The organism is Streptomyces sp. DT224, assembly GCF_049844595.1.
Taxonomy (GTDB): Bacteria; Actinomycetota; Actinomycetes; order Streptomycetales; family Streptomycetaceae; genus Streptomyces.
On sequence record NZ_JBNCLI010000009.1, the window covers coordinates 336424 to 355547 of the forward strand.

Annotated in this window: 18 protein-coding genes; 10 read left to right on the top strand and 8 right to left on the bottom strand. The window is 72.0% G+C overall.

Annotated elements, in window-relative coordinates; all coding sequences use genetic code 11:
* Positions 1–14 precede the first annotated feature (14 nt).
* The 8 genes from ACLQ2N_RS24155 to ACLQ2N_RS24190 form a co-directional block, all read right to left on the bottom strand.
* The gene (locus tag ACLQ2N_RS24155; RefSeq protein WP_164404723.1) at positions 15–473 is read right to left on the bottom strand and encodes a VOC family protein; all 459 of its coding nucleotides are present in this window, start codon (positions 471–473) and stop codon (positions 15–17) included.
* Entirely contained in the window at positions 461–1465 is a 1005-nt protein-coding gene (gene rarD, locus ACLQ2N_RS24160; RefSeq protein WP_425816222.1) for an EamA family transporter RarD, read from the bottom strand. The genes ACLQ2N_RS24155 and rarD overlap by 13 nt, the downstream gene beginning before the upstream one ends.
* A 116-nt stretch (positions 1466–1581) precedes the next feature.
* Positions 1582–2442, bottom strand: a complete 861-nt coding sequence (locus ACLQ2N_RS24165; RefSeq protein WP_425816223.1) for an SDR family oxidoreductase — start codon at positions 2440–2442, stop codon at positions 1582–1584.
* Positions 2443–2595: 153 nt separating this feature from the next.
* Positions 2596–3654: a 2-oxoacid:ferredoxin oxidoreductase subunit beta gene (locus ACLQ2N_RS24170; RefSeq protein ID WP_425816224.1), complete on the bottom strand. Its 1059-nt coding sequence runs from the start codon at positions 3652–3654 to the stop codon at positions 2596–2598.
* Positions 3647–5602, bottom strand: coding sequence for a 2-oxoacid:acceptor oxidoreductase subunit alpha (locus ACLQ2N_RS24175; protein WP_425816225.1), 1956 nt, complete (start codon positions 5600–5602; stop codon positions 3647–3649). The genes ACLQ2N_RS24170 and ACLQ2N_RS24175 overlap by 8 nt, the downstream gene beginning before the upstream one ends.
* Before the next feature lie 288 nt (positions 5603–5890).
* The gene (locus ACLQ2N_RS24180; protein WP_306061034.1) at positions 5891–6550 is read right to left on the bottom strand and encodes a response regulator transcription factor; all 660 of its coding nucleotides are present in this window, start codon (positions 6548–6550) and stop codon (positions 5891–5893) included.
* A gap of 138 nt (positions 6551–6688) precedes the next feature.
* Positions 6689–8044 carry a sensor histidine kinase gene (locus ACLQ2N_RS24185; RefSeq protein ID WP_425816226.1) on the bottom strand — a complete coding sequence of 452 codons (1356 nt, stop codon included), beginning with the start codon at positions 8042–8044 and terminating at the stop codon, positions 6689–6691.
* Between the two features lie 121 nt (positions 8045–8165).
* A complete protein-coding gene (locus ACLQ2N_RS24190) occupies positions 8166–9362 on the bottom strand; it encodes a sensor histidine kinase (RefSeq protein ID WP_425816227.1) in 1197 nt (398 codons plus the stop codon).
* Positions 9363–9587: 225 nt separating this feature from the next.
* On the opposite strand from ACLQ2N_RS24190, the gene ACLQ2N_RS24195 reads away from it, so the two are divergent.
* The 10 genes from ACLQ2N_RS24195 to ACLQ2N_RS24240 are packed head-to-tail and all read left to right on the top strand — an operon-like array spanning position 9588 to position 19101.
* Complete coding sequence (locus ACLQ2N_RS24195) at positions 9588–10010, top strand: NADH-quinone oxidoreductase subunit A (RefSeq protein WP_376455720.1); 423 nt, start codon at positions 9588–9590, stop codon at positions 10008–10010.
* Positions 10001–10621, top strand: coding sequence for an NADH-quinone oxidoreductase subunit B (locus tag ACLQ2N_RS24200; protein WP_425816228.1), 621 nt, complete (start codon positions 10001–10003; stop codon positions 10619–10621). The genes ACLQ2N_RS24195 and ACLQ2N_RS24200 overlap by 10 nt, the downstream gene beginning before the upstream one ends.
* Positions 10618–11442 (top strand): NADH-quinone oxidoreductase subunit C, encoded by an 825-nt coding sequence (locus ACLQ2N_RS24205; RefSeq protein WP_425816229.1) that lies wholly within the window; start codon positions 10618–10620, stop codon positions 11440–11442. The genes ACLQ2N_RS24200 and ACLQ2N_RS24205 overlap by 4 nt, the downstream gene beginning before the upstream one ends.
* Entirely contained in the window at positions 11439–12407 is a 969-nt protein-coding gene (locus ACLQ2N_RS24210; protein WP_425816230.1) for a complex I subunit 1/NuoH family protein, read from the top strand. The genes ACLQ2N_RS24205 and ACLQ2N_RS24210 overlap by 4 nt, the downstream gene beginning before the upstream one ends.
* Positions 12407–12988 (top strand): NuoI/complex I 23 kDa subunit family protein, encoded by a 582-nt coding sequence (locus ACLQ2N_RS24215; protein WP_425816231.1) that lies wholly within the window; start codon positions 12407–12409, stop codon positions 12986–12988. The genes ACLQ2N_RS24210 and ACLQ2N_RS24215 overlap by 1 nt, the downstream gene beginning before the upstream one ends.
* The gene (locus ACLQ2N_RS24220; protein WP_425816232.1) at positions 12985–13581 is read left to right on the top strand and encodes an NADH-quinone oxidoreductase subunit J family protein; all 597 of its coding nucleotides are present in this window, start codon (positions 12985–12987) and stop codon (positions 13579–13581) included. The genes ACLQ2N_RS24215 and ACLQ2N_RS24220 overlap by 4 nt, the downstream gene beginning before the upstream one ends.
* Positions 13581–14012, top strand: coding sequence for an NADH-quinone oxidoreductase subunit NuoK (gene nuoK / locus ACLQ2N_RS24225; protein WP_425816233.1), 432 nt, complete (start codon positions 13581–13583; stop codon positions 14010–14012). Before ACLQ2N_RS24220 ends, nuoK begins: the two co-directional genes overlap by 1 nt.
* Complete coding sequence (locus tag ACLQ2N_RS24230) at positions 14009–16009, top strand: NADH-quinone oxidoreductase subunit L (protein ID WP_425816234.1); 2001 nt, start codon at positions 14009–14011, stop codon at positions 16007–16009. Before nuoK ends, ACLQ2N_RS24230 begins: the two co-directional genes overlap by 4 nt.
* 27 nt (positions 16010–16036) lie before the next feature.
* Complete coding sequence (locus ACLQ2N_RS24235) at positions 16037–17587, top strand: complex I subunit 4 family protein (protein ID WP_425816288.1); 1551 nt, start codon at positions 16037–16039, stop codon at positions 17585–17587.
* Positions 17584–19101 carry an NADH-quinone oxidoreductase subunit N gene (locus ACLQ2N_RS24240; RefSeq protein WP_425816235.1) on the top strand — a complete coding sequence of 506 codons (1518 nt, stop codon included), beginning with the start codon at positions 17584–17586 and terminating at the stop codon, positions 19099–19101. Before ACLQ2N_RS24235 ends, ACLQ2N_RS24240 begins: the two co-directional genes overlap by 4 nt.
* The last annotated feature ends 23 nt before the right edge of the window (positions 19102–19124 follow it).

The window sequence follows — 19124 nt, forward strand, 5'->3', positions numbered from 1 at the left end:
CACCCCTGCCGGGCCTACTGCACGCAGAACTCGTTGCCCTCCGGGTCCGTGAGCACCGTCCACCGGCCGCCCGGCTCCTCCACCTCGCGCTCGACCTTCGCGCCGAGCCCGACCACCCGCGCCACCTCGGCCTCGCGGCGCTCCGGGCCCGCGTGCAGGTCGAGGTGGAGGCGGTTCTTCACGGTCTTCGGCTCGGGGACGCGCTGGAAGAGCAGCCGGCGGCCGTGTCCGGCGCCGCTGTCCTCGTCGTACGGGTCGTCCGGGTGCCGGACCGCCGCCAGGTCGAGCCAGGCGCGCCGGCCGTGTGCCGTGGTGGTGAGCGCTTCCGGTACGGCCCCGATCCCCAGGAGCCGTTCGATCAGGGGGCTGTTGTCCTCGATCTCGTATCCGAGGGCCCGGGCCCAGAAGCCGGCCTGGGCGTGCGGGTCGGCGGCGTCGATGACGACTTTCCACTCAAGGGTCATGACCGGCATTCTGTCCCGGCGCCGGGGCTTTTGCCGGGTGAGACCGAGGGCCTTTCCGCGCCCGCCGGCGCGGCCGTCGCCGTCGCGGCGAGCCGGGCCGCCTGCGCCTGGGCCCGGTTGCGGCGCGCGGTCCGCAGCGCGTCCCAGGTCAGGACGATCAGCGCCGCCCACACCAGGGCGAACCCGGCCCACCGCTCCGGCGGCATCTCCTCGTGGAAGTAGGCGACGCCCAGCAGGAACTGGGCGATCGGGGTCATGTACTGGAGCAGCCCGATGGTCGAGAGGGGGATGCGGATCGCGGCGGCCCCGAACAGGATCAGCGGCACCGCCGTGACGACCCCGGTCGAGGCGAGGAGCGCGGTGTGTCCGGCGCCCTCGGAGGTCAGGGTCGAGGTGCCCTGCGCGCCCAGCCAGATCAGATAGCCGAGCGCGGGCAGGAAGAGCACGGCGGTCTCGACAGTGAGCGATTCCAGGCCGCCCATGTCGACCTTCTTCTTGACCAGGCCGTACGTCGCGAAGGAGAACGCCAGGATCAGCGAGATCCACGGCGGCTTCCCGTAGCCGACGGCCAGCACGAGCACCGCCACGGCGCCGGTGGCGACCGCCGCCCACTGTGCCGGGCGCAGCCGCTCGCCCAGGAGCAGGACGCCCATGGCGATGGTGACCAGCGGATTGATGAAGTAGCCGAGGGACGCCTCGACCACGTGGCCGCTGTTCACCGCCCAGATGTACAGGCCCCAGTTGACCGTGATCGTGGACGCCGCGATGCCGAGCATCCCCAGTTTGCGCGGCTGCCGCAGCAGCGGGCCGATCCAGGACCAGCGCCGCAGGACCAGCAGCAGGACCGCCACCACGCCGAGCGACCACACCATCCGGTGGGCCAGGATCTCGACCGCCCCGGCCGGCTTCAGCAGCGGCCAGTACAGCGGGACGATGCCCCACATCCCGTACGCGGCGAAGCCGGAGAGGAGTCCGGCCCGCTGGTCATTCGTCCCCTGCACGGGCCCCTCCTGGTGGGTGGCTGTCGTACGACCGTCAACCCCATGAAGGTAGCGCCGCCGGGACCCGGTGTCATACCCGTATCGTCAGACGGTCATGACACCGGGTGGGGTGCGGGTCAGAGCGCGGCGACCGCGGCGGCGACGGTGTCGGACACCGGAGTCGTCGGGCGGCCGATCAGGCGGGCCAGGTCGCCGCTGGTGCCGGCCAGGCGCCCGCGCCGGACGGCCTGGTCCACGTCGACCAGGATGGCCGCGAAGCCCTCGGGCAGCCCGGCGCCGGTCAGGATCTCCTGGTGGACGGCGGCCGGGACGTCGTTGTGGGCGATCTCCTTGCCGGTGGCCTTCGCGACCTCCGCCGCGTAGTCGGCGTAGGACAGGGCGGTGTCGCCGCTCAGCTCGTACGCGCGGTTCAGGTGGCCCTCGCCGGTCAGGACGGCGGCCGCGGCGGCCGCGTAGTCGTCGCGGGTGGCGTAGGCGATGCGGCCGTCGCCCGCGCTGGCGACGACCGCGCCGTGCGCGAGGACCGGGGCGAGGTTCTCGGTCTGGTTCTCCGTGTACCAGCCGTTGCGCAGGAAGGTGTACGGCAGGCCGGAGTCCAGGATCAGCTGCTCGGTCGCCCGGTGCTCGTCGGCCAGGGTGAAGTCGGCGTCGGGCCCGCCGAGTATCCCGGTGTACGCGAGCTGGGCGACGCCCGCCGCCCTGGCCGCGTCGATGACCGCGGCGTGCTGGGCGACGCGGCTGCCGACCTGGTTGCCGGAGATGAGGAGGACCCGGTCGCCGGGGCGGAAGGCGTCGGCCAGGGTCTCGGGGCGGTCGTAGTCGGCGATGCGCAGCTCGACGCCCCGGGCGGCGAGGCCGGCGGCCTTCTCCTTGTCGCGGACCACGGCGACGACCTCGGCGGCGGGGACGGCGGTCAGCAGGTGGTCCACGACGAGCCGGCCGAGTGCTCCGGTGGCTCCGGTGACGACGATGCTCATGGGGTTTTCTCCTCGTTCGGTCGCTTCGTTCTCACACCACCTTACGGAATGCGCTAACTAAAAGAAAGCGTATGGGCCCGGACATGCGAGAGCGCGCCGGTCCCGCCCGAGAGGGGCAGGTCCGGCGCGCTCGCGCGTATCGGGGGACCGGCGTCAGCCGACCACCGTCCAGTTGTCGTTCCCGGCGAGCAGTGCGGCCAGGTCGCCCTTGCCGTGCCGCTCCACGGCCGTGTCCAGTTGCTCGGCCATCGCCGTGTCGTACACCGGCCGCTCCACGCTGCGCAGCACCCCGATCGGGGTGTGGTGCAGGGTGTCCGCGTCGGCGAGCCGGGACAGCGCGAACGCCGTCGTCGGGCTCGGGGCGTGCGCGTCGTGGACGAGGATCCGCGACGCGTTCTCCTCGGTGACCGCGACGACCTGGAGGTCGCCGGTCAGCGGGTCCCGTACGACGCCCTTCGAGCCATCCGCGCCGAAGACGATCGGCTGCCCGTGCTCCAGGCGGATCACCGCCTCCTGCGCCTGGTCCTTGTCCTTCAGGACCTCGAACGCGCCGTCGTTGAAGATGTTGCAGTTCTGGTAGATCTCCACCAGCGCCGTGCCGGGGTGGTCGGCGGCGGCCCGCAGCACGCTCGTGAGGTGCTTGCGGTCCGAGTCGACGGTCCGGGCGACGAACGACGCCTCCGCACCGATCGCCAGCGACACCGGGTTGAACGGGGCGTCCAGCGAGCCCATCGGCGTCGACTTGGTGATCTTGCCCAGCTCGGAGGTGGGGGAGTACTGGCCCTTGGTCAGCCCGTAGATCCGGTTGTTGAACAGCAGGATCTTGAGGTTCACGTTGCGGCGCAGCGCGTGGATCAGGTGGTTGCCGCCGATGGACAGCGCGTCGCCGTCCCCGGTGACGACCCACACCGACAGGTCCCGCCGCGAGGTGGCCAGACCGGTCGCGATCGACGGGGCGCGGCCGTGGATCGAGTGCATCCCGTACGTGTTCATGTAGTACGGGAAACGCGAGGAGCAGCCGATGCCGGAGATGAAGACGATGTTCTCCTTCGCCAGACCGAGGTCGGGCATGAAGCCCTGCACGGCGGCGAGGACCGCGTAGTCACCGCAGCCGGGGCACCAGCGCACTTCCTGGTCCGACTTGAAGTCCTTCATGGACTGCTTCGCCTCGGCCTTGGGCACGAGCTGGAGCAGTTCGTTCGTCTCAGGCATCGATGGCCTCCTCAAGAGCTGCCGCGAGCTGCTCGGCCTTGAACGGCATGCCGTTGACCTGGTTGTAACTGTGCGCGTCCACCAGGTACTTGGCGCGGATGAGCGTGGCCAGCTGACCGAGGTTCATCTCGGGCACGACCACCTTGTCGTAACGCTTCAGGACCTCGCCCAGATTCCGCGGGAACGGGTTGATGTGGCGCAGATGGGCCTGGGCGATGGAGCGCCCCGAGGCGCGCAGCCGGCGCACGGCCGCGGTGATGGGGCCGTACGTCGAGCCCCAGCCCAGCACCAGCGTGCGGGCCTCCGCGGGATCGTCCACCTCCACGTCCGGGACCTCGATGCCGTCCACCTTGGCCTGCCGGGTGCGGACCATGAAGTCGTGGTTGGCCGGGTCGTACGAGATGTTGCCGGTGCCGTCCTGCTTCTCGATGCCGCCGATGCGGTGTTCGAGGCCGGGCGTGCCCGGGACCGCCCACGGGCGCGCCAGCGTCTGCGGGTCGCGCTTGTACGGCCAGAACACCTCGGTGCCGTCGGCCAGTTCGTGGTTCGGGCCGCCCGCGAACCGGACGCGCAGGTCCGGGAGCTGGTCGAGCTCCGGGACGCGCCAGGGCTCGGAGCCGTTGGCCAGGTAGCCGTCGGAGAGCAGGAAGACCGGGGTGCGGTAGGTCAGGGCGATGCGGGCCGCGTCCAGCGCGGCGTCGAAGCAGTCGGCCGGGGTGCGCGGGGCCACGATCGGCACCGGGGCCTCGCCGTTGCGCCCGTACATCGCCTGGAGCAGGTCCGCCTGCTCGGTCTTGGTGGGCAGCCCGGTCGACGGGCCGCCGCGCTGGATGTCCACGATGAGCAGCGGCAGTTCGAGCGAGACGGCCAGCCCGATGGTCTCCGACTTCAACGCCACACCGGGCCCGGACGTCGTCGTCACGGCGAGCGAACCGCCGAACGCGGCGCCCAGCGCGGCACCGATGCCCGCGATCTCGTCCTCGGCCTGGAAGGTGCGCACGCCGAAGTTCTTGTGCCGGCTCAGCTCGTGCAGGATGTCCGAGGCCGGGGTGATCGGGTAGGAGCCGAGATAGACCGGCAGATCGGCCTGGCGGCCCGCGGCGATCAGCCCGTAGGCGAGGGCGAGGTTCCCCGAGATGTTCCGGTACGTGCCGGCGGGGAACGCCTGCGAGGCGGGCGCCACCTCGTAGCTGACGGCGAAGTCCTCCGTCGTCTCGCCGAAGTTCCACCCGGCCCGGTACGCGACCACGTTCGCCTCGGCGATCTGCGGCTTCTTGGCGAACTTCGCCCGCAGGAACGCCTCGGTGCCCTCGGTCGGCCGGTGGTACATCCAGGACAGCAGCCCGAGCGCGAACATGTTCTTCGAGCGCTCGGCCTCCTTGCGGGAGAGCCCGAACTCCTTCAGCGCCTCGATCGTGAGCGTGGTCAGCGGCACCGGATGGACGTTGTACGCCTCCAGCGAGCCGTCCTCCAGCGGATTGGTCTCGTACCCGACCTTCGCCATCGGCCGCTTCGTGAACTCATCGGTGTTCACGATGATCTCGGCCCCGCGCGGCACATCGGCGATGTTCGCCTTCAGCGCCGCCGGGTTCATCGCGACCAGCACGTTCGGCGCGTCACCCGGGGTCAGGATGTCGTGGTCGGCGAAGTGCAGCTGGAACGACGAGACCCCCGGCAGGGTGCCCGCGGGGGCGCGGATCTCGGCGGGGAAGTTCGGCAGCGTGGAGAGGTCGTTCCCGAAGGACGCCGTCTCCGAGGTGAACCGGTCACCCGTGAGCTGCATGCCGTCGCCCGAGTCACCCGCGAAGCGGATGATCACCCGGTCCAGACGGCGGACTTCCTTCTCACCGTTTCCCGCGGCTGCGGACTGGGGGGCACGCTGTCCCCCTACGAGCGCCTCACTGGCCTCGTCGGCCTGCTCGGCTGGGCTACTGACCTGGCTGGTCACTTACTGGACCTCCCTCGGCACGGCGGCTCGGAACCGTCCGGCCCGCCGGAGGTCCCCCGCCCACCCTACGTCCGTAAGGGTCGCCTTCCTCCGGCAGATCACATGATGGACGGCAATATGAGACGCATTTCGGCACGTTGGCGTAAGGGGGGACGCCGAGACGTTTCCGGGCGTTGCCGGTCATGATCCAGCAGCCGCCCGGCTCGCGCGGGCACGCGCGCGGGCCGGGCGCGCCGCGTCGGGGTCCGGAAGCGTCAGGAGTTCGGGTACGTCAGGAGCTTGGACACGTCAGGAGTTCAGATACGTCAGTACCGCCAGCACCCGGCGGTGGTCGCCCTCGCTCGGGGCCAGGCCCAGCTTCTGGAAGATGTTGCTGACGTGCTTCTCGACCGCCCCGTCGCTCACCACCAGCTGCTTGGCCACCGCGGAGTTCGTACGCCCCTCCGCCATCAGGCCCAGCACCTCACGCTCACGCGGCGTCAGCCCGGCCAGCACGTCCTGCTTGCGGCTGCGGCCCAGCAGCTGTGCCACCACCTCGGGGTCCAGCGCGGTACCGCCCTGCGCCACCCGGACCACCGCGTCCACGAACTCCCGGACCTCGGCGACCCGGTCCTTCAGCAGATACCCGACGCCCCGGCTGGACCCGGCCAGCAGCTCGGTGGCGTACTGCTCCTCCACGTACTGCGACAGGACGAGCACCCCGATCCCCGGGTAGTCCCGGCGCAGCCGCACCGCCGCCCGGACGCCCTCGTCGGTGTGGGTCGGCGGCATCCGCACGTCCGCGACCACCACGTCCGGCAGCGCGCCCTGCCCGGCGAGGTCCCCGATCGTCTTGATCAGCGCCTCCGCGTCCCCGACGCCCGCGACGACGTCATGCCCCAGATCGGTCAGCAATCGGGTCAGTCCCTCCCGGAGCAGTACCGAATCCTCGGCGATGACCACGCGCACCCTGTCCTCCACGACGCTGTTTCCCCCACTGCTCGCTCGCCGGCACGGCCTGTACGCCGTCCAGCATCCCAGTAACGGCATGGACGTCGCGAGCGTGCGGGGGGTTGACCTCGAAGGTGCCGTGCCGTGGATCCGCGGTCAGCCGCGCCAGGGCAGCTCCGCGGTGACCTTCGTCGGGCCGCCCACCGGGGAGTCGACCACCAGGACGCCGTCGACGGCGTCCAGCCGCTCGGTGAGCCCGGCGAGCCCGCTGCCCGAGGCCGGGTCGGCGCCGCCGCGCCCGTCGTCGGTCACCTGGAGCAGGAGCCGGTCCTCGGTGCGCCACACGTCGACGGACGCGGTCCGGGCCCCGCTGTGCTTGCTGACGTTCTGGAGGAGTTCGGAGACGGTGAAGTACGCGATGCCCTCGATGGCCTGCGCGGGCCGGGACGGCAGGTCCACCTCCACGGTGACGGGGACGGTGCAGCGCGAGGCGATCGCGGAGAGGGCGGCGTCGAGGCCGCGGTCGGTGAGGACGGCGGGGTGGATGCCCCGGGCGAGGTCGCGGAGCTCCTGGAGGGCGACCTTCACCTCGCCGTGCGCCTCGTCCACCATGCGGGCGGCGGCCTCCGGGTCGTCGGTCAGCTTCTCCTTGGCGAGGCCGAGGTCCATGGCGAGGGCGACGAGGCGGGCCTGTGCCCCGTCGTGGAGGTCGCGCTCGATGCGGCGCAGGTCCGCGGCGGCCGTGTCCACGACGACACCGCGGTCGGACTCCAGCTCCGTGACGCGCTCCGCCAGCCGGGACGGGCTCAGCAGCCCCGCCACCAGCAGCCGGTCCACGGTCGCCAGGCCCCGGATCACCCAGGGGGTCAGGAGGACGACGCCCAGGCCGAGGCCGGCGGTCAGCGCGAGATCGAAGCCCGAGTCGAGGTAGACCTCGTGTTGGGCGTCCCCGTACAGCTGGATGCCCGAGACGCCGGTGTGCGAGGGCACGAACCAGTGCCACAGCGGGTAGGTGAGCGCCGCCCAGCCCCACGCCTGGAACGTCAGCGCCACGCAGAACGCGAAGACCGCCCACGGGAAGTGCAGCAGCGCGTACAGCAGGTGGCGCCAGGACACCCCGCTCTTCAGGACCGCGCCGACCCAGGACATCAGCCCGCCCTTGCGGCCGCGCACCGGCGCCGGATCGGCCACGTCCAGCCGCAGCAGCGCCCGCGCCCGGGTCCGCTCCAGCATCCCGAAGCCCCGGCACATGACCAGGCCCGCGGCCAGCACCGGAATGCCCAGGAAGGTGACGAGCAGGCCCGCGCCCAGCGAGACCATGGTGATCGCGAAGACGAACAGCACGATGCTGATCGGCAGGCTCAGCATGAGATAGAGGAACTCGCGCCAGGTCCTGCCCTCCAGCGGCGCCCGCAGCGCGGCCGGCAGGACGTGCCGCCGCGCGGGACGGTTCCCGAGGCCGCTTCCCGACCGCTGAGGGTCCCGTGTGTCCGGTCCGTATGCCGTGGCCATGGGGTTCCGTCCGTTTCTTGTGGCGCGTGGGTGAAGGTGCGTGCGTTCTGTACTTCAAGGGTGCTGGGTGGTGGGCCGCCGCACCATGAGGACGGTCGCCGTCTCGGAGCGGGGGTTTTCCCTACCCCTTGACGCGCTGTGCGCTTTTCTCGGCTCCCCGGTCGCGCCACGGCAGCTCCGCCGTGACGGTCGTCGGGCCGCCGGCGGGCGATTCGAGTACGAAGACCCCGTCCACGGCGTCCAGCCGCTCGGCCAGCCCCGCCATGCCCGTGCCGCCGTCCATGGAGGCCCCGCCCCGCCCGTCGTCGCCGACCTGGATGAGCAGCCGGTCGCCGGAGCGCCACACGTCGACGGACGCGGTCCGGGCCCCGCTGTGCTTGCTGACGTTCTGGAGGAGTTCGGAGACGGTGAAGTACGCGATGCCCTCGATGGCCTGCGCCGGGCGCCCCGGAAGCTCCACCCGCACGGTGACGGGCACGGTGCAGCGCGAGGCGATCGCGGAGAGGGCGGCGTCGAGGCCGCGGTCGGTGAGGACGGCGGGGTGGATGCCCCGGGCGAGGTCGCGCAGTTCCTGGAGGGCGACCTTCACCTCGCCGTGCGCCTCGTCCACCATGCGGGCGGCGGCCTCCGGGTCGTCCGTCAGCTTCTCCTTGGCCAGGCCGAGCCCCATCGCGAGGGCGACGAGCCGGGCCTGCGCCCCGTCGTGGAGGTCGCGCTCGATGCGGCGCAGGTCCGCGGCGGCCGTGTCGACCACCACGCCCCGGTCCGACTCCAGCTCCGCGATACGGCGCTCCAGGTCGTCGGAGGGGGAGAGCAGCCCGCGCACCATGGCCCGGTCCGCGTTGCCCATCAGGCGGGCCGTATAGGGGAGCGCCGGCCACACGACGAGGCAGACGAGCGTCACGACGAAGGTGAGGATGCCCCACGGGAGCCGTATGAACGAGTACAGCGCCGCCCGCCAGGCGACCGGGTCGCGCAGGCCGGTCCACAGCCACGCGAAGAACCCGTCGTCCTCGCGGCCCCGGGCAAGCGGGCTCGGCTCCTCGATCCGGACGCCCAGCAGCCGGCGGGCGCGGGCGCGCTCGGCGCGCCCGATCAGCCGGGAGCCCTGGAGCCCGGCGGCCAGCAGCGGCAGACCGACGACGGTGACCGCGAGGCCCACGCCGATCGCGATCATCAACACCGTGTAAACGAATCCGATGATCGCCATCGGCAGGTTGGCGAGGAGGTGCGCGACCTCCTTCCACGTCCACCGGCCGAAGGCGAAGCGGACGGGAGGCGGCCCGTCGTGGGCGGGCACCTGGGGGCTCATGGTCATATCCCCAGCCTGCCGGGCGCGTGAGGCGGATGCCATGGGGCTCGTGGGTGAGGTGAAGTAGGGATATCCCTACCCGTGCGCCCCACCCGTACCTCTCCCGGTCCTCGACCGTAGCCGGACGCAACTGCTTACCCGTCCTTTACAGGGCCTAGACTCCCGTGCGTACAGATCGTGGACGGGGCTTCGGACGGGGCTTCGGACGGGGCCAGGGAGCGAGGGGCGGACGTGACGGGTCTTCCCGGTGCGGCATCGACACCGGCGCGGACGGTGCTCGCGTCGTCGGACTACTTCCACAGCTACTCGGTGGTCGGACTGCTCGCCCTGGTCGGCGTCCTGTTCGTCGCCGTCGCGTTCGGCGCGGGCCGGCTGCTGCGGCCCGTGGTCCCGACGCCGGAGAAGCTGCTGACGTACGAGTGCGGCGTGGACCCGGTGGGGGAGGGCTGGGCGCACACCCAGGTCCGCTACTACGTGTACGCCTTCCTGTACGTGATCTTCGCCGTCGACTCGATCTTCCTCTTCCCCTGGGCGACGGTCTTCGCGGCGCCGGGCTACGGCGCGACCACGCTGGTGGAAATGTTCATCTTCCTCGGTTTCCTGGCCGTGGGACTGCTCTACGCATGGAAGAAGGGCGTCCTCGAATGGACGTGACGAGCCCGTCGTCGGCCGGGGCGGCGGACGAACCCGCCGCCGTACCCACGTTCCTCCCGGAACCCAAGCGCCTGGGCGTCCTGTCCCGGCTCGCACCGGAACCGATGAAGGTGGTCCTCAACTGGGGCCGCCGCTACAGCCTCTGGGTCTTCAACTTCGGACTCGCCTGCTGCGCCATCGAATTCATCGCCGCCTCCATGGCGCGTCACGACTTCATCCGGCTCGGCGTGATCCCCTTCGCGCCGGGCCCGCGCCAGGCCGACCTCATGATCGTCTCCGGCACGGTGACGGACAAGATGGCCCCGGCGGTCAAACGCCTGTACGAGCAGATGCCCGAGCCCAAGTACGTCATCTCCTTCGGCGCCTGCTCCAACTGCGGCGGCCCGTACTGGGACTCGTACTCCGTGACCAAGGGCGTCGACCAGATCATCCCCGTCGACGTCTACGTCCCCGGCTGCCCGCCCCGGCCCGAGGCGCTGCTCCAGGGCATCCTGAAGCTCCAGGAGAAGATCGCGCGCGAGTCGCTGGGCGAGCGTTACGCGGATGCCGTCGGCGGCCGCCCGTCGACGGAGGCGCTGCGCAGCGGCCTGGTGAAGGGGGACGGGAAGTGACCCTCTTCGACCGCCTCCCGGACGCGGTGACCGAGGTCTTCGGCGAGGACGCCACCGCCGAACAGGCGTACGACCTGCTGACGGTCGACGTCCCGCCCGCCGCGTGGATCACCGCACTCGAAACCGCCCGGTCCACCCTCGGCTGCACGTACTTCGACTGGCTGAGCGCGGTGGACGAACCGGGCACGGGCTTCCGGGTGTGCGCGCACGTGGCGGCGCTGCCGTCCGCCGGGTGCGGTGTACGGCGGTTGCTGCTCAGGACCACGGTGCCGCACGAGGCCCCGGTCCTGCCGACGGCGATCGGTGTGTACGCGGGGGCCGCCTGGCACGAACGCGAGACGCACGAGATGTTCGGCGTCGTCTTCGAGGACCACCCCAACCTGGTCCCCCTCCTCCTCCCCGAGAACTTCGAGGGCCACCCCCTCCGCAAGGACTTCGTCCTGGCCGCCCGCGTCGCGAAGGCATGGCCGGGCGCGAAGGAACCGGGCGAGTCGGACCACGGCGGCCCGAAGCGCCGCACCATGCTCCCGCCGGGCGTCCCGGACCCGAACGAGTGGGGCCCCCTCAAGGGCCAGCTCCCGCCGGCCCCGTCCCGCCCGGCGAGGCGCACCCGCACGGCGGGCGACGCGACGCCCGGCTCCGCGCCGGAGGCACCCGCCCCCCGCCCGCGCCGCAGCCGCAGCGCGTCCCAGGGCTCGGCGAGCCAGCGTGAGCCGGGGGCGCGGGAGACGCGGGACGCCCCGTGGCACAACGCGCAGGAGACCCGGCCCCCGGCCCGACCCGACAACCCCACCCCCGACAACGGAGGCGATCAAGAGTGACCGACGCCCTGGACGTCGCCCTCCGCATCGTCATCGTCTTCGCCGTCTTCATGGTCCTCCCCCTCGTCGTGGGCCAGACCGAACACAAGGTCATGGCCCACATGCAGGGGCGCCTGGGCCCCATGTACGCGGGCGGCTTCCACGGCTGGGCCCAGCTCGTCGCCGACGGCGTCAAGTTCGCCCAGAAGGAGGACATCGTCCCCGCCGGCGCCGACCGCAGGGTCTTCCGCCTGGCGCCGGCCGTAGCCCTCCTCCCGTACCTGCTCGTCCTGGTCGCGATCCCGATCGGCCCCGGCGAGGGCGCGGTCGGCCAGGCCGTCGACGCGGGCATCTTCTTCGTGCTCGCCGTCATGGGTGTGGGCGTACTCGGTTCGCTGATGGCCGGCTGGGCGTCGGCCAACAAGTTCTCCCTGCTCGGCGGCCTCCGCACCGCCGCGCAACTCCTCGCGTACGAGCTGCCGATGCTGCTCGCCGCCGCCTCGGTGGCGATGGCGGCGGGTACGGTCTCGCTGCCCGGCATCCTCGACGCGTTCGCGTGGTGGTGGCTGCCGTGGCAGATCATCGGCGCCCTGGTCTTCTTCGTGGCCGGACTCGCCGAACTCCAGCGCCCCCCGTTCGACATGCCGGTCGCCGACTCGGAGATCATCTTCGGCGCGTACACCGAGTACACCGGCCTCCGCTTCGCGCTGTTCCTGCTCGCGGAGTACGCCGGCATCGTCGTGCTGTGCGGGCTGACCACGGTCCTGTTCCTCGGCGGCTGGCACGGCCCGCTGGGCGCCGACGGACTCGGCTGGGTCTGGACCCTGCTGAAGACCGGCATCCTCGCGTTCGTCGTGATCTGGCTGCGCGTGAGCTACCCGCGCCTGCGCGAGGACCAGCTGCAGAAGCTCGCCTGGACGACCCTCATCCCGCTCGCTCTCGCGCAGATCGCGCTCACCGGCATCGTGAAGGTGGCGATCAACTAGTGCCCCCGATCCCCGGCTCAGGTCTGGCCAAGGGCCTCGCCGTCACCCTGCGGACGATGACGAGGAAGACCGTCACCGCCCAGTACCCCGACGTGCAGCCCGAACTGCCGCCCCGCTCGCGCGGCGTGATCGCGCTGTTCGAGGAGAACTGCACGGTCTGCATGCTGTGCGCCCGCGAGTGCCCCGACTGGTGCATCTACATCGACTCCCACAAGGAGACGGTGCCGGCCGCGGCCCCGGGCGGCCGCGAACGCAGCCGCAACGTGCTCGACCGCTTCGCGATCGACTTCTCGCTCTGCATGTACTGCGGCATCTGCATCGAGGTGTGCCCGTTCGACGCGCTGTTCTGGTCGCCGGAGTTCGAGTACGCGGAGACGGACATCCTGGACCTCACCCATGAGCGCGACAAGCTGCGCGACTGGATGTGGACGGTCCCGGAACCGCCCGCGCTCGACCCGCGCGCCGAGGAACCGAAGGAGCTCGCAGCGGCCCGCAAGACGGCCGACAAGCTCCGGGCCCAGCAGGAGGCGGAAGCGGCGCAGCAGGCACAGGACGACACGACGCGGGAGGGCAACGAGTGATCACCGCCCTCGCGGCCGCCTCGGCGGCCCCCGGCTTCCTCTCCCCGACCGGCGTGGAGATCGCCTTCGTCCTCGTCGGCATCGCCACCCTCGGCGCCGCCCTGGTGACCGTCACGACCAGGCAGCTGGTGCACGCCGCCCTCTGGCTGATCGTGGCGCTCGGCGGCCTCGCCGTCGAGTACCTCCTGCTCACGGCGGAGTTCATCGCCTGGGTGCAGGTACTGATCTACGTGGGTTCCGTCGTCGTCCTCCTCCTGTTCGGCCTGATGCTCACCAGGGCCCCCATCGGCCGCTCCCCGGACGCCGACTCGGAGAACCGCTGGGCCGCGCTCACGGTGGCCGCCGCCTCCGCCGGCACCCTGGTCTGGGTCGTCGTGGACGCCTTCCGGACGACCTGGATCGAGCTGGACGGGCCCGCCCAGGGCTCCACGAAGGCCACCGGCTCCTTCCTCTTCCGCAACTGGGTGCTGCCCTTCGAAGCGCTCTCCGTCCTGCTGCTCGCCGCCCTGGTCGGCGCGATCGTCCTCTCCCGCAAGGGCGGCCGGGCAGCGGACCGGGCCGGCGCCACCCCGCCCCGAGAGGACGCGCGCTGATGCACCTCGCCTATCCCGCGGTGCTCGCCGCCCTCCTCTTCTGCACCGGGCTGTACGGAGTCCTCGCCCGTCGCAACGCGATCCTCGTCCTGATGTCCGTCGAGCTGATGCTCAACGCCGTCAACCTCAACCTGGTCGCGTTCGACGTCTGGCTCCGCGACCGCCTCCACTCCGGCCAGGCCCTCACGCTGTTCACCATCGCCATCGCGGCGGCGGAGATCGGCATCGGCCTGGCGATCGTCCTCGCCGTGTACCGCAACCGGGGCAGCTCCGAGGTCGACCGCCTCCGCGACACCGCGGAGACCGACGAGGCCGAGACCGTCCCGGCAGGCGACGACGAGGGCGACGCCCCCGCCGACGCCCTCACCGACCCCGAAGACCAGGCCACTGCTGCGGCAGGGAAGGCAAAGAAGGCTGAGGCCACCCCGTGACCACCACGACCCTCGCCGTCCTCGTCCCCCTCCTCCCGTTCCTGGGCGCCGCCGCCGGTCTGCTCATCGGCCGCACCGCGCCCGAGTACGTGCGCCCGCTCGCCGTACTGCCCTCCCTCGTCTCGCTCGTCCTCGCCGCCACCGTCGCCGCGCGCCAGGGCGGCGGCCGGGCCATCGACGCGGCGACCCAGCTCACCCCCACCGGCTCCGTCCCCATCGACCTCGCGCTGCACCTCGACGGCTTCGCCGTCCTCGTCGCCGTGCTGGTCGCCCTCGTCGCGAGCTGCGTGCAGATCTACTCGACCGCGTACCTCCGCGACGACCCGCGCTACCCCTCGTACGCGGCGCTGGTCTCCCTCTTCACCTCCGCGATGCTGCTCGTCGTCTACTCCGGCGACCTGATGGTGCTGCTGGTCGGCTGGGAGGTCATGGGCATCTGCTCGTACTTCCTGGTCGGCCACTACTGGGAGACGCCCGAGGCGCGCGCCGCGTCCCTGAAGGCGTTCCTGGTCACCAAGCTGGGCGACGTCCCCTTCCTCATCGGCCTGTTCGCGCTCGCCGCCGACACCGGCTCCTTCCGTATCACCCGCGTCCTGGGGGCCGTCGCCCACGGCGGCCTCGATCACCCGACGCTCATCGCGCTCCTCCTCCTGGCCGGGGTCGCGGGCAAGTCCGCGCAGTTCCCCCTGCACACCTGGCTGCCCGACGCCATGGCCGGCCCCACCCCCGTCTCGGCGCTGATCCACGCGGCGACGATGGTCGCCGCCGGCGTCTACTTCGTCGCCCGCCTCCTCCCCGTCTTCGCCGAATCCGGCGCGGCCCTGGTGGTCCTCGCCGTGATGGCGGCCGTCACGATGATCGGGTCCGGGCTCGCCGCGCTCGCCCAGGACGACATCAAGCGCGTCCTCGCCTACTCGACCATCGGGCAGCTCGGCTACATGTCGGGCGCCCTGGCCGTCGGCGACCGGGGGGCCGCCGTCTTCCACCTCGTCTCGCACGGTGCCTTCAAGGCGGTCCTCTTCCTCGCGGCCGGCGTCGTCATCCACGCCGCCGGCACCAACTCACTGGCCGCCATGTCCCGGATGGGCGGCCTCGCCCGCCGCGTCCCGGACGCCTACTGGACGATGACCGTCGCGCTGCTCGCGCTCGCCGCCATCCCCCCGTTCGCCGGCTTCTTCTCCAAGGAAGCCGTCCTCGTCGCCGCCGAGCACACCGCGCTCGGCGACCGGCACGTCGCCCCGGCCGCCGCCGGCTGGACGGTCCTCGTCGCCGGGCTGCTGGCCGCCCTGCTCACCGCCGCCTACGCCACCCGGCTCTGGCTCCTCGCCTTCCGGGGCCGGGGTGCCGAGGCCCCCGACCACGGCAGGCAGCCCGCCGCCATGACGGCCGTCCTCTGGGTGCTGGCCGTCCCGACCATCGCCCTCGGGCTGAGCGTCGGCGTCATCGGCGACTGGTTCGACGGACACCGCCTCGTCCCCTCGCTGACCACCGCCGTCCTGTCCACCGGCGTCGGCCTCGTCGGCGGACTGGTCACCTACGGGGCCTGGCGCCACACCACCGCGCTCGCCGCCCGCGTCCCCATGGGCTCGGTCGTCGCCCACCCGGACGCGGAGCCGGCCCTCGTGGAGATCGAGGCCATCGAGGCCCGCACCGCCGCCTACGGCCCGGCCGGGGACGCCCCCGACCCCGCCGACCCCGGACGCCTGCTGCTCGGCCCCCTCCACCGCCACGCGGCCACCGGCTTCCACCTCGACGCCCTGTACGCGGCGCTGTTCGTCCGCCCCGTCCAGGCCGCGGCCCGCCTCGTCCGCTTCCTGGACCGCGAGGTCGTCGAGACCTACGTACGCGGCTCCGCCACCGGCGCACGCTGGCTCGGCACGGCCGTCCGCCGCGCCCAGACCGGCAACGTGCAGACCTACCTCAGCGCGACTCTGGCCGGTTCCCTGGTTCTGGCGGTCGCCGCCGTCGTCTTCGCCAACGTCAACGCGGGGTCCTGAGCCGTGATCGATATCAGCCCATCCGTGATGCAGTTCCTTCTGGCGTTCGTCGTCGCCGGCCCGCTCATCGGCGCCGTCGCCGCCCTGCTCCCGGCCCCGCCCGGACTGAAGGGCCGCAGCCCCGACCAGGCCGTGCTCCGCCACGGCGTGACCGTCACCGGGGTCATCCTCCTGGCGACCCTGGTGCTGGCCGCCGGCTTCGACCACGACCACCCGTCGAAGATGCAGGCCACCACCGACATCAGCTGGATCCCGGCGCTGGACGTGCGCATCCACCTCGGCATCGACGGCATCTCGCTCCCCCTGCTCGTACTGACCGCGCTGCTGACCTTCCTCTGCGCGCTCTACAGCTACTTCAAGCTGCCCGAAGGCCCCTCCCCGAAGGCGTTCGTCGCGCTGGTCCTCCTCCTGGAGTCCGGCACCCTCGCCACCTTCGCCGTCCTCGACCTGCTCCTGTTCTTCCTGGCGTTCGAGATGGTGCTCATCCCGATGTACTTCCTGATCGCCCGATGGGGCGGTGCGGGGAGGCAGGCGGCCGCCTGGAAATTCATCCTCTACACACTGCTCGGCTCGGTCGTCATGCTGCTGGGCCTGCTCCTCATCGGACTGAAGAGCGGCACCTTCGACATGGTGGCACTCGCCACTGACAACGGCCGCGGGCTCACCTCGTCCGTGCAGGTCACCGCCGTTCTGGCGATCGGGATCGGGCTCGCCGTGAAGACCCCGATGTGGCCGCTGCACAGCTGGCTGCCCGACGCCCACACCGCCGCCCCGACCGTCGGCTCCGTGCTCCTCGCGGGCGTCCTGCTGAAGATGGGCACGTACGGCTTCGTCCGCATCCTGCTCCCGGTCGCCCCGGACGGGATGCACACCTTCGCCCCGTACCTCGCGGCCTTCGCCGTCGCCGGGATCGTCTACGGATCGCTCGCCTGCCTGGCCCTCGCCCGGCCCGGCGCCAAGGGCGACCTGAAGCGGCTCATCGCGTACTCCTCCGTCGGCCACATGGGCTTCGTGCTCCTCGGCATCGCGAGCATGACCCCCACCGGCGTCAACGGCGCGCTCTTCGCCAACATCGCCCACGGCCTCATCACCGGCCTGCTGTTCTTCCTGGTCGGCGCCGTCAAGGACCGGTACGGCACCGCCGACCTGGACACCCTCGCCGGAGCCACCGGCGCCGCACTCTACGGCCGCGCGCCCCGCCTCGGCGGCCTCCTCGCGTTCGCCGCGGTCGCCTCGCTCGGGCTGCCGGGGCTCGCCGGGTTCTGGGGCGAGATGCTCGCCCTGTTCGGCGCGTTCGACCCGGCGGAGGGGCTGAGCCGGCCCGCCTTCCTGACGTTCATGTCGATCGCCGCGTTCGGCACCCTGCTCACCGCCGCGTACCTCCTGATCGTCGTCCGCCGCGTCTGCATGGGCGCCACCGGCGACGAACCCCGGGCCATCGCCGACGTGCGGAGCTACGAATTCGCCGCCTGGACCCCTCTCGCGGCCCTCACCGTCCTCGCCGGCCTGTGGCCCGCCGTCCTCCTCGGCCTCACCGACCCGGCCGTGCAGAAGCTCCTCGCAGGAGGCAAGTCGTGACCACAGCGGCCGAGAGCGCCACCAGCCTCGTCCAGTCCGTCGACTGGCTCGCCATCGCGCCTCCGCTCACCGCCGCGGCCGTCGCCCTCGTCGTCCTGGTCGCCGACCTCTTCGTCACCGAGGCCCGCAGACCGCTCCTCGGCTACGGGGCCGTCGCCGGACTCGTCGCCGCGCTCGCCCTGATCATCCCGCTCCACGACGGCGACCGCTCCACCTTCTGCCTCACCACGGGCAGCCGCGCGTGCAGCTACACCGCCGACCACTTCACCCTCGTCATCCAGGCCCTGGTGCTCGGCGGCGCGCTGCTCACCGCGCTGCTCTCGATCGGCGACACCCGCAAGCTCCCGGCCGGCGAGTTCTGGTTCCTGCTGCTGTCGTCCGCCGCCGGCGCCGCGCTCCTGCCCGCCGCCCGGGACCTCGCCACGCTGGTCGTCGCCCTCGAAGTCGCCTCGCTGCCCGCGTTCGCCCTCGTCGGCATCAAGCGCGGTGACCGGCGCTCCTCCGAGGCCGCGCTGAAGTTCTTCCTGTCCTCCGTGACCGCCACCGCCGTGATGCTCCTCGGCGTCAGCTTCGTGTACGCGGCCACCGGCACGCTCCACCTCACGGACCTGGCCGGCCGCCTCGGCCACGTCGACCCCCGGCTCTCCACCCTCGCCGGGGCGGGCGTCGCGCTGACCCTCGTCGGCTTCGCCTTCAAGACGGCCGCCGCGCCCTTCCACTTCTGGGTGCCCGACACCTACGTCGGCGCGCCCCTGCCCATCGCCGCCTACCTGTCGGTCGTCGGCAAGGCGGTCGGCTTCACCGGCCTCATCCTCGTCACCGTGATCGCCTTCCCGGCGTACGCGGAGGTGTGGGGCCCCGCCCTCGCCGTCCTCGCCGCGCTCACGATGACCGTCGGCAACGTCGCCGCGCTGCGCCAGAGCGCTTCCCGCCCGCGCAGCGCCGTACGCCTGCTCGCCTGGTCCTCCGTCGCCCAGGCCGGGTACCTGCTCGTCCCCGTAGCCGCCGCCGCGTACGCCGGGGAGCGCAGGATCGGCTCCACCGTCGCCTACGCCCTGATGTACGCCGTGGTGAACCTCGGCGCGTTCGCGGTGGCCGCCCTGGTCGCCCGTACCCGCCCCGGCAACCGTCTCGACGACTACCGCGGCCTGTACGCCACCCGGCCCCTGGCCGCCCTCGCGCTGGCGTTCTTCCTGCTTTGCCTGGCCGGGCTGCCGCCGGGCATCATCGGGCTCTTCGCCAAGGTCACGGTGTTCTCCGCCGCCGTCGACGCGGGCCTGGGCTGGCTCGCCGTCGTGATGGCCGTCAACGTCGTCGTCGCGCTGTACTACTACCTCCAGTGGACGGCCGCCCTGTTCCGCGCGCCCGCGGACGGGGAAGAGGCCGCGCCCGCCGTACGGCACCGCGTCCCGGCGCCCCTCACCGCCGCGATCGTCCTCACCGCCGCCGCCGGAGTCGTCCTGTCGGGCGCTCCGCAGACCGTGCTGAGATTCGCCGCCGTCAACCTTTTCTGACGACGTTCACCTGTTCGACGGAT